An 11371-nucleotide genomic window follows, 5' to 3' on the forward strand; every position below is an offset into this window, starting at 1 on the left:
TCGGCTAGCTGGTGGACGCCGGCGCCCGGCCGCACGGCGCGCGGTAGGGAACGTCGTCCAGGTAGGTTTCCCATTCCTGCTCGGTGACGGGGTCGCCGATGTTGGCGCACAGGCGCTCAACGTTGCGTTCGATGTTGAGATCGACGAGCACCGTGTAGGGATCAACTCCGGGGAAGGCGAAGGCGGCCATGAGGTAGTCGCCCGCGCCCTGGAACGCGCCCGTGAGGATGACCCCGGCCAGCGTGGGGAACGACAGGAACCATTGGGGGCTGCGTGGCTGGGACACGTCCCAGATCCGGGTCTGCAGCGAACCGCCGGCGACGAGGCGCCGCCCGTCCGCGCTGAAGGCGAGCACGTTGGCCCCCGAAGCCTGCCTGGTGGTGGTGCCGACGACCCGCGGCCTGGCCGGGTCGGACACGTCGACCAGCCGGATCTGGCCGTCCTCACCGCCCAGCGCGACGATGTGGCCATCGGGGCGGAACACCGGCGGCGAGACGAGCTCGTCGCCGAGGTTGAGCGTGCCCTCGGGGCCGCCGGTGAGATTCCCGGCCACCGGCCACACCTTGAGGGTCTGGTCGTTGCTGGTCGCCGCGAGCCGCGTCCCGTCCGGGCTGAAGGCCACCTGCGCCGCCCCGGTTGGTTTGAAGGCATTGGGCTGCGTGCCCAGCATCGTCGGAGCCCGGGGATTCGTGATGTCCCACAGTTCCACCCCGCCGAAGTCGCCGATCGCCAGGCGGCGCCCGTCGGCGTTGACGGCGACGCTGACCGTCTGGTCCACCTCCCGCGGCAGGACAGCCAGGGGGGCGATCGTCGGTGGCGGCTTGGTCGGGTCATAGCGCGGCCAGCCGGCGATCGCCCGGTCGGACACGTCCCAGATACTGATCTTGTCGCTGGTGTTGACGGCGAGGATCCCCCCAGAGAGCGAGAGGCTGGCGCCCGCGACGGCGTACGGCTCGTCAGGAAGATCGAGCGTCACGGCTGCCCGCAACCGCTGGTCCGGCGGGAGGCCAGCCTTGATCACGTCGTCGTGGACGAACAGATCGCGCAGTTCGGTGATGGTGATCGTGGAGCTGGCGGAGCGGGGAAGAATCGCCACGGGCGTGGTCCGTCGGAACGTGGGCGACGGCGTCGAGTGGAGCCAGCGCAGCGCCCCGTCGGAGCCGCTGACGACGATCCAGGACCGGTCGGTTGGATCGACCGCGAGCGACCAGGGCGTGGCCCGCAGGCCTATCTCCTCGAGCGTGCTGGACGCGTCGTCCGTGTTGTCGCCGGCCGTCTGGACGCCGATCGGGAGGGTGGCGACCTCGTTGGCGGCGGACGCGACGGCGAGCACGTGCGGCGAGAGGTAGGTGACCGCGGTCAGCTGGGAGTCCAGCGTCGTCTGCCGTCCGATGCGGGTCGCCGTGCCGTTCTTGACGGCGTACCGGATGAGCGCGTCGTAGATGGTCTCGACCACGAGTTCGTCGCCGGCCGGGCTGAACGCGAGCGCCCGGATCTGCGTGGTCTGCGCGAGGTCTTCCCGCGGGGTGTAGAGCACCTGGGGCAGGCCCGGTGCCGCCGGGTTGGTGACGTGCCAGAGCAGCGCACGGCCGTCCTCACCGCCGGTCGCCAGCAGGGTGCCGTCCGGGCTGAAGGCAACGGCGCGTACCGAGGCGCCGGCGTCCAGCGCGCCGGCGATCCGTGGCGCGCCGGGAACCGACACGTCGAAGAGCGCGACCGCGTTCCCGTAGCCACCGGCGGCGAGCAGGTCGGCCTTCGGGCTGAAGGCCAGTCCGAACACGCCGCCGGCGGCGAGCGGCGCCGGCAGCAGCGTGTCCCGAACCCGGGGCGCCGCTCGGTTCGTCACGTCATAGATCCGCACCTCGCCGTTCGAGGTACCGACGGCCATCAGGCGCCCGCTGCGGTCGAACGTCACCGCCTTGACGGCATGTGCCTGCGTCGCGGTGCCCTGGCGCAGCGGCGCGCCCACCGGCCGTGCCGCGGCCGAGGTGCCGACGGTGACGTCCCACAGCTTGACGACGCCGTCGTCGGAGCCGCTGGCTACCGTCCGGCCGTCCGGGTTCCACGCGACCGTCCCGATCGAGCCCTGGTGCGCGTGCAACAGCCGGGACGGAGTCTGGGCACCGAGGACCGCGGTCCGCGCCTCCGGCGTGTCGGCGATGCGCTCCGCGACGAGCGCCATCTGCGCGCCGACCTCCGAGTTGTCGCCGGAGATGCTGTCGGCGATGTCGGCGACGTGGGCCGACGAGGCCCTGTTCTCCGCAGCTGTCGCGCTGTTCTTCGCGGCTGTCGCCCCCGCGCGGCTGACGAACGCGACGGTGGTCATGCCGGCGGCGACGAGGGCGACGGCGGTGAGCGCGGCGACCAGCGCCAGCAGCCGACGTGTCCGCCGGCGCATCTGGTCGGCTTCGGCCCGCTCGCGGGCGACGGAGGCGTCGTAGTAGTCGGCCGCCGGGCTCGGCAGCGGCCGGCGGCGCCCGCCAGGCTCGGCCCACTCCCGGGCCGCGGCGAGCCGCTGGCCGCGCAGCAGCAGCGCCGGGTCACGACCGTTGTCCTCCCAGTCCTGGCCGCCGTCATCGAGCCGCTGCCGGACCAACGCCCCCGCCCGGTCCAGTTCCAGCCACTCCCGCAACCGCGGCCACGCCCGCAGCAACGCCTCATGGGTGATCTGCACCCGGTCCTCGTCGGCCTCCACCAACCGCAGCTCACCGATCAACTGGTCGAGAACCCCGGCCGCCCCCGGCGCCTGCACCTCGGCCAGCAACGCCGCCCGCTGCCGTGGCCGCCGGGTCGTCTCCCCCAGCTCACCCACCCGCACCAGCCCGAGCAGCAACGCCCGTGCGCTCTCCTGCGCCGCCGCGTCCAATCCGGTGAACCAGTCGTCGGCGGTCTTCGTCAACGCCCCGGCCAGCCGACCCACCCGCCGGTAGGCGTCGACGGTGAGCGTCCCGGAGGCACGGAGCTCCCAGGTTGCCCGCAGCGCGTGCGCGAGCAGCGGCAACGACCCGGAGCCGGACCCGGCCATGCTCTCGTCGAAGAGGTCGTCGAGGACCAGCTCGACCAGGGCCGGCTCGACGGCCAGGCCAACCGCGCCCGCCGGGCGGACGACCACTTCCCGGATGTCCTCGGGCCGCATCGGACCGATGACCACCTGCCCCCGGGCCAGCGCCTGCGCGAGCAGCGGATGGTCCACACACGGCAGGTAGAAATCACCCCGCACGGTGATCAACACGACGGCCGGCCCGGGTCTGCCGTCCGGCCCCGGCGTCGCCAGCGACACCAGCGCCTCGATGAACGCCGCCCGCTCCCCCTCATCGGCACAGAGGGTGAACGTCTCCTCGAACTGGTCGACCGCCACGACAAGGCGCCGGACCACGGCCGCGCCGCCGATGGTCGGCTCCACCGGCGTGGACGTGAGGTCCAGCGAGGTCATGGCCGGGCCGCGCAGCGCGCGGTGGGCCAGCAACTCGCCGACGAGACTGGCGAAGCGCGCCGGCTCGTCGCGGACGGTCTGCAGGATCGCGCCGCTCAGTCCAGGGGCCGAGATCTCCTCGAGCACCCGGGTAGTCAGCACTGCCAGCGGGTGGTATCCGGGAGTGAGTACCACCTGGACATGATCCGCGGACAGGCCGGGCAGCTCGCCCCGACGCAGCGCCGGCAGTACGCCGGCCCGCAGCACCGAAGACTTCCCAGCCCCCGAGGCGCCGACCAGCACCAGCGGCCCGGCGTCCACCGGCCGGAACCGAAGCGCGCCGAGCACATCGTCGACGGTCTCCGACCGGCCGAAGAAGAACTGCCGGGAGTCGGCGTCGAACGACGCCAGGCCCGGGTAGGGGGAGCGCGCCCCGGCGCCGGTCGTGGCCAGACCCGAGGCTGCCGGGACCGGACCGCTGGCCCCGCGGTCGGGCAGCACCACCGTCGGCTCGGCCCTGGCCGGGTCGGTCGGGGTCAGCCTCGCGATGTTGCGCGCGATCGGCGTGTCCGCCGCACTGCCTGCCAGGTATGCCGCGCGCACCCCGTCGGTCGGGTCGAGCAAGGTCTGGGTCGCCGCCAGAACGCCGCCGACCGTAAGCGATTCGGGGCCGTTCGGGTCGCCGCTCGCCAGCAGTCGGCCCAGGCCGGCGACCGCGGGTGGGAGGGGGCCCGCGGCGAACACCGGCTCCGCCTCACTCACCGCGACCAGGAGCTCCAGCCCGCCGTCCTGACGGGCAGCCGCTGTGAGGAGCGCGTCCGCGACATCGTGGCCGGCGCCGTTCGCGCGCCAGCCGTCGACGAACACGACCCGATGCCGGGCCGGGGACGCCGCGACGAGCGCGAGCAACTGGCTGAAACGCAGCGCGCCCGCCTGGCCGCCCGCAGTCGGGTCACCGACCAGCAGCGGCTCCCCACCCGAGGCGCCGAGCAGACCCAGCCAGCAGACCAGCAGCAGCTCCGTGGGGACAGTACCGGCGCGGGTCAGCGCCAGCGCGACGTCGACTGCGGCACGCGGCCCGTCGAGGATCTCCACCCGGCTATCGACCAGGCCGCCGGGGCCGGTCAGATACCGACGCAAAGCATCCGCGCCGCGCCGCGCGACCGCCGCGCCCCCGTTGCCGACCCCACCATCCGGGCAGATGATCAAGCCGAAGGAATCTGCCGGCAAGCCTGCCGACGCGAGTTGATCTGACATTCCCACCCTCGGACCTGTGCATCCCTGTTATATCGCGGCGAACATCAACGCCACAAACCTGGAGCCGACCGCGCTGCATGCAGATCCTACTGTGTGGGCGCACAATAAACCGCCGATGACCTGGTGCGGTGAAGCCGGTCCAGACCCGGAATTGTTGTCAGTTTCAAAGAAGCGGTAAAGACGCGAGGAGAAAGTCGCGTAGCTGACAGCGCACCGGCACCGTGCGGAATCTGAACGCACGGGTGCGGGCGCTTTTCAGCGGCCGACGCGCGACGGTACCGCCGACCTGTCCGCCGGGCGACACCGCCGGAATCCCAGCGCCGGATCGCGCGGCCGTATACTCCCCCTCCCACGGAGGCGCACCGGCTTCTTCCGGCACGGTTGCGTTCGCCGGGCGGAGCGGCTGGGGTGACCGGTCGGGCATGATCGACTGAGGCGCCGTCGTCGTGTTCGTCTGCCAGTCCGACCACCGACCGCGTCCGACGTACGGGCGGTCCTCGACGCGGCGAACGAACAGCGCAACGCGGCCCGGTGGTCGATCGCACTGGCGCAGCAGCCAAAACCCCAGGTCAGCGCCCACGATCGAATATCGGGCACCCACAGGGTGCCGATCAGGGTGCACAACCCAAGACAGTGGGCCTGGTCAGCGAGCGCGGTCTCGACCTGGCCCGCGAGCAGGTGCTGCTGGAGGCGGGCGAGGACCTGGTGAGCCTCGGCGACCCGCAGGCTGGCGCTCAGCGGCGTGAGATCGGACCACTCGAGCACGCTGGCCTTGTGGACGGTGGGGCGGTGCCGTCCTCACGGCGTCGGGCGTTGGGCAGCCGTCTTCCCCTGGCGCTGCGCGGTCGCGGTCGTCAGCTGGGCAGGAAGTCTGTGCGGTGGGTTTCGATCCAGGAGCGGAAAGATCGGGCGGGGTGACCGGTGATTCGTTCAACTGTGTTGGTGACCGGGGCGGTCTGGCCGATGCTGGCCGCGGCGACGTCGAGCAGGGTTTCCACAATCGGGCGGGGCATTCGACCCTGCTCGCGTTCGAGTGCCTGGTCGCGGGTCAGATCGTCGACGGGGAGCTCGACGCCGAGCACGTCGCCGATGGTCGCGACCGCCTCCCGCAGGCGCAACGGCTGCGGTCCGGTGAGGATCTGCATCCGGGCGCGGAAAGTGTCGCGGGTGAGCAGGTCCGCCGCGACCTGTGCGATGTCGTCGGGATGAATCGGCGTGACGGAGGCGTCCCCGAAAGCCATCGCGACTCGGCCGGTGGTACGGATCTGGTCGGCCCAGTCGCGCTGGGCGTTGGTCGCGAGCCAGCTCGGGTAGAGCACGGTGTGTTGCAGGCCGGAGCTGGCGACGGCCCGCTCGACCGCGCGGTGGACCAGCCCGATGGGCCGGGCGAACTCGCCGGCCTCGTAGGCCGACGGCGAGGACAGCAGCACCAGGTAGCGCACGCCGGCCTTCGCGGCCGCTTCCAGGAAGCCGTCGATAGGGCCGCGGACCGGATAGAGGAAGACGGCCTCGACGCCGCGCAGCGCGTCCGCCGCGGCCGGCCCTGGGTCGGTGAGGTCGAGTTCGGCCGCCTCGGCGCCGGCGGGTAGCCGTAGGGTCGTGGCGTCGCGGGCAGAGCCCCGAACCGGCCGTCCGGCCGTAGCCAGGGCGGTGAGCAGGCGCGATCCGACGTTCCCGCGCGCGCCGGTGACAAGGATGGTCACGACACTCCAGAGTGAGTCGACGAGACAGGGATATTGCCTTTGCTAGCAAAGCATCTTTGCATGCAAAGCAAAATATGGCGAGGAGGGTGATGTCAACCCAGCCCGGGCGCGGGGGCGAACTTGATGTGGACGAGGCCGTCCGTGCGCTGTTGCTGCTGATGCCGCAGCTGATCGGGCGGGCGAAGCGGACGCCGCCGCCAGCCGAGCTGGCCGGGTTGGCCCTCGGCCCGCGGCACCTGTCGCTGCTGTCTTACCTGCTGTTCGACGGGCCCATGACCGTCAATGAGCTGGCTGCGCGGCTGGAGGTGGCGCCGACGACGGTCAGCCTCATGACTGCCGACCTCGGCCGGGGCGGGGTCGTGGAACGTCGCGAGGACCCCGACGACCGCCGGCGACGGATCGTGAGCATCACCGACGCCGGCCGACCGGCGATCGAGGGATGGCTCGGCCCAGGCGCCGCCGCCTGGCGGGAGGCCCTCGGGCCCCTGACCTCGGCCGAGCGCCAGCTGGTCGTCGACACCCTGCGCGCCTACGAACGCGCCGCCAGCGAGCGGTCCTCACCCGCAAGCTAAACGCGCGTCCACCGTCCCCTGCCGGCCGGTGGCCGGTCGGGACGGTCGACATTGAATTTCGACACGGCTTGTCGACGCCTCGCAAGGGGTCTATGGGTAACCGTCGGGTGGTGTCGACAGACGACCGTTTGCCGACAAGATCGAAAGATGCATCTGGCTACTGGGTGCTGGTCGGGCAGGCGTTCCGGTACGGCTCGTCGGCCAGGTAGCGGGTTCATTCCTGCTCGTCCAGGCCCCGGCCGGCGCGTTGGCAGCCCACCTGGACAGCGGCGTTCCACAGGTCTTGGAGCACGCCAACGTCCCACAGCCACGCGGTGCCGTCGTCGCTGCCGGAGGCCAGCAGGCCGCAAGATCTCGCGTGGTCGTCACCGGCGCCCAAGTAGTGCCGTTCTGGGGTGGGGCGGGGTGGGATGATGTTCGCCTGCGCGACGGGTCGTACCGTTCGGGTGGGCTCGGGCTACCGGGGGGTGCCGCGTGAGCGAGAGTTTGTCGGCTGGAGAGATCACCGCGTTTGCTGAAGTCTTCGCTGATCCGGTCTCGGCGCGAGAGGTGCTGGAGGCAGCCGGGTTGTCCCGGAGTCGCCATCCGTCGTGGGATTCGGACGCGCGTGGGTACTGGTCTGGGGTATCGCGTCTCCTGACGTTCGGCGCGCTAGTCGATGGGCGGGGCGCCTTGCTGGCTGTGGCACATGCATTGTTCCCGGCAAATCTAGTGTTCGCGTCGGGTTCGGGAGATGGTCTGGCCGGTGGCGGCGAAGTGGTTCTGCCGGTGTGGGAAGTGCCATGGCCGCGTAACCCGAACTTCGTCGGCAGAGGGGAGGAACTGGAGGGGTTGCGGCGCCGCCTGACTGGGGTCGGGTCCGCTTCGGTGCTGCCGCAGGCGCTACACGGTCTGGGCGGGGTCGGCAAAACGCAGCTCGCGGTGGAGTACGCCTACCGGTGGCGGGACGAGTACGACGTGGTGTGGTGGGTGGCCGCCGAGCAGCCGGGTGAACTAATAGCGGGGCTCGCGGAGCTCGCGGGTGCTCTGGGTGTGGCGGTGGTGGGCGCGGCGGCCGAGTCGGCCTCGAGGGCAGTGGGGCTACTGAAAGCGCGGCAGGTGGCTCGCCAGTGGTTGGTAGTGGTCGACAACGCGGGGGCGCCGTCGGGTCTGCATGGTTTGCTGGGCGCGGCCGGGGCTGGCGGGCACGTTCTGGTGACCTCGCGGGATCCCGACTGGGCGGGGCTGGCGGCGGCGGTCGCGGTCGACGTGCTGCCGCGTGCCGACGCGGTGGGTCTTCTGCGTCGCCGGGCGTCGCGGCTGACCGAACCGGAGGCGGACACCGTGGCGGAGCTTCTCGGGGATCTTCCGCTGGCGGTGGAGCAGGCGGGGGCATGGCTGGGCCAGACGTCGATGACGGTGGCCGACTACTGCGGGCTGGTGACCGAGCGGGCTCGGGAGATCCTCGCGGAGGGTACGCCCGTGGGCTACCCGTTGCCAGTCGCGGCGACGTGGACAGTGGCGGTGGACCGATTGGACGATCCGGCGGCGGTGTGGCTGCTGCGGCTCTGGGCGTACTGCGGGCCGGAACCGATCCCGCCAAGCCTGGTCGTCCGAGAGGTAGCCGCGCTGCTACCAGCGCCGTTGGAGGCGGTGGTGACGGACCCAGTCCGGTTCGGACGGCTGGTGCGGAAAGTGACCGCGCTCGGGCTGGTTCGTCTCACCACCGACGGGGTGGTGGTACACCGTCTGGTGCAGGCGGTGCTGCGCAATCACACCCCGCAACACGACCGGGAGGCGGTACGGCGGACCGTGCATCGGCTGCTGGCCGCGGCCGACCCCGGCTCCCCGGACCATCCGGACTGCTGGGCGCGATACGCGGCGCTGCGTCCCCACGTTTCCGCCACAGGTATGGCGGACAGCGGCGACGAGGTGTGCCGGCGTCTGGTGTGGCGGCTGGCCTGGTACCTGAACGCCGCCGGCGACTACCCGACCAGCCTCGCCCTCGCCGGCGAAACTCACTCCCGCTGGCGTGTCCGCCTTGGAGAGGACCACCCAGACACGCTGACCGTGGCCGCCCACCTCGCTGCCACGGCGCGGGCTATGGGTGATTACCCGGCCGCCCGCAGCCTCGAGGAAATGGTCTTGTCCCGGCGTCGGGAGATTCTTGGTGAGAATCATCCGGATACGCTGACGGCGGCCGCCAGCCTCGCCGCCACGCTTTGGGCTATGGGTGACTACCCAGCCGCCCGCAGCCTCGAGGAGATCGTTTTATCCCGGCGTCGGGAGATTCTTGGTGAGAATCATCCGGACACGCTAACAGCGGCCGCCAGCCTCGCCGCCACAGTACGGGCCATGGGTGAATACGCCGCCGCCCGGAAGCTGTTCGAGAGCGTGCTGGCCCGGCGCCGGGAGATCCTCGGCGAGGACCACCCGGCCACGCTAACCGTGGCCGCCAACCTCGCTGCCACAGTACGGGCCATGGGTGAATACGCCGCCGCCCGGAGCCTGGAAGAAATGGTCTTGGCCCGAAGCCGAGAGATCCTCGGGGAGGACCACCCGGACACGCTAACGGCGGCCGCTAACCTCGCTGCCACGCTTTGGGCTATGGGTGACTACCCAGCCGCCCGCAGCCTCGAGGAAACGGTCTTGACCCGAAGCCGAGAGATCCTCGGCGAGGACCACCCGGACACGCTAACAGCGGCCGCCAGCCTCGCCGCCACAGTACGGGCCATGGGTGAATACGCCGCCGCCCGGGAACTGTTCGAGAGCGTGCTGGCCCGGCGCCGGGAGATCCTCGGCGAGGACCACCCGGCCACGGTCGCGGTTCGTCGTGCCCTCACTAACCCTCTAATGACCCGCCAGTTCGACGAGTGACCACAGACGGTCTCGCCCCTGGCAGGCCAGGCGGATCGGGCTGCCCGGTGCGGCGGTCACGGACCAGGCGGCTATCTCAGAGCGGGGGGTGGGCGTCGATGTTGCCGCTGCGGATGACGAGCAGGTCTGGGCGGGTGGGGTAGAACGGGGTGGAGCGTCGTTCGATCTCGGGAATGCGGTCTGCGGGCCAGCGGGTGGTGAGTTGGGACCTGTGGGGTGCGGAAAGTCAGCCTGGACCCGTGAGCTGGGCCGATGCGCCGGGCCGGCCGTCGGCATGATGGTCACCTATGTCCGTACACCTGCTCTACCTGATCTTCGCTCGGGTGTGTGGCTGGCTCGTCCTGCTCAGCCGGTCGTCCGCCTCGAAGGACATCGAACTGCTCGTGCTTCGCCACGAGGCCGCGGTACTGCGCCGTACCCAGCCATCGCCGAGATGGGACTGGGCCGACCGGACCCTGCTCGCCGCCCTGATCCGGCTCCTGCCGCGAAGGCTTCGACTGCACCGGCTGATCACCCCTGGCACGGTTCCACGATGGCATCGACGCCTGGTCACCAGGAAGTGGACCTACGCGCACCGGACCGGACGACCGCCGCTCGCCCCGGAGATCGCCGCGCTGATCGAACGGCTCGCGACCGAGAACCGAACCTGGGGGTACAGGCGGATCCAAGGCGGGCTTTGTTGCGTTGGCGGGACACAGCGGTCGAGCCATCCGCTCAGGCATGATCGAGTAGTGCATCGTCGGCGTGTACAAGCTGTCGTCCCGGCCTCGGAGTTTGCCGGGTTCCGCTTCCGCCAGAGGTGATCGTTCTGGGCGTCCGCTGGTACCTGCGGTTCGCCCTGTCGTGCCGCGACGTCGAGGAACTGTTGGCCGAACGCGGCCTCGACGTCGATCACGTCACGATCTTCCGGTGGGTGCAGCGGTTCACGCCGCTGTTGATCGACGCGGCCCGGCCGTGCCGCCACAGCCCGAGCGACAGGTGGTTCACCGATGAGACGTATGTGAAGGTCGCCGGGCGCTGGACGTACGTGTACCGGGCGATCGACCAGTTCGGCCAGGTCATCGACGTCCTCGCCTCCGAAAGACGCGATCTGGCGGCGGCGCGCCGGTTCTTCACCCGGGCACTGGCACACGGGTGGCGGCCGGTCGAGGTGACCACCGACCGAGCCGCCGCCTACCCGCGAGTCCTCGACGAGCAGCTCCCCGCCGCCCACCACGTGGATGCCCGGTACGCGAACAACAAGGTCGAAGCCGATCACGGCCGGCTCAAGGCCCGGCTGCGGCCGATGCGAGGGCTCAAACGGCTACGCTCCGCCCTAGCGATCGGCGCCGGGCACGCCTTCGCCCAGAATCTCCGCCGCCGCCACGACGAACTCGGTACCGACGCCGAAACCCATCACCGACTCGCAACAGCGTTCACCGAACTCGCCCTGGCTCTGTGACCACGCAACCAGCCCGCCCGAGCCTTACCCCGGACCAGCTCAATGCAACAGAGCCCGGCGAGGTCCCTGAGCGTCGGCCCGGCACGGCCGACGCGCAGGATCGGGGTGACATCACGGTCACGACCGCTGC

General features: G+C 71.0%; 4 protein-coding genes and 1 pseudogene. 3 read left to right on the plus strand and 2 right to left on the minus strand.

Annotation, left to right across the window (positions count from 1 at the left end):
- Positions 1 to 4: 4 nt before the first annotated feature.
- Both FRCN3DRAFT_RS0233195 and FRCN3DRAFT_RS0233200 read right to left on the minus strand, forming a co-directional pair.
- Entirely contained in the window at positions 5 to 4621 is a 4617-nt protein-coding gene (locus FRCN3DRAFT_RS0233195) for an nSTAND1 domain-containing NTPase (protein WP_232794229.1), read from the minus strand.
- Between the two features lie 902 nt (positions 4622 to 5523).
- Entirely contained in the window at positions 5524 to 6372 is an 849-nt protein-coding gene (locus FRCN3DRAFT_RS0233200) for an NAD(P)H-binding protein (RefSeq protein ID WP_007507807.1), read from the minus strand.
- Between the two features lie 89 nt (positions 6373 to 6461).
- Here FRCN3DRAFT_RS0233200 and FRCN3DRAFT_RS0233205 point away from each other — a divergent pair, with 89 nt between their 5' ends.
- From FRCN3DRAFT_RS0233205 to FRCN3DRAFT_RS0233225, 3 genes and pseudogenes are all read left to right on the plus strand, one after another.
- Complete coding sequence (locus FRCN3DRAFT_RS0233205) at positions 6462 to 6944, plus strand: MarR family winged helix-turn-helix transcriptional regulator (RefSeq protein WP_007507806.1); 483 nt, start codon at positions 6462 to 6464, stop codon at positions 6942 to 6944.
- A 474-nt stretch (positions 6945 to 7418) separates the two neighbouring features.
- Positions 7419 to 9800 (plus strand): FxSxx-COOH system tetratricopeptide repeat protein, encoded by a 2382-nt coding sequence (fxsT, locus tag FRCN3DRAFT_RS47390; protein WP_106410325.1) that lies wholly within the window; start codon positions 7419 to 7421, stop codon positions 9798 to 9800.
- Between the two features lie 731 nt (positions 9801 to 10531).
- Positions 10532 to 11241 (plus strand): annotated as a pseudogene (locus FRCN3DRAFT_RS0233225) (IS6 family transposase).
- Positions 11242 to 11371: the final 130 nt, after the last annotated feature.

The organism is Pseudofrankia saprophytica (assembly GCF_000235425.2).
In the GTDB taxonomy this organism is placed as follows: Bacteria; Actinomycetota; Actinomycetes; order Frankiales; family Frankiaceae; genus Pseudofrankia; species Pseudofrankia saprophytica.

What these genes read in the sequence shown, in the direction of transcription:
- FRCN3DRAFT_RS0233205 (WP_007507806.1), top strand. Translation starts at nt 6,462, where the DNA reads ATGTCAACCCAGCCCGGGCGCGGGGGCGAACTTGATGTGGACGAGGCC.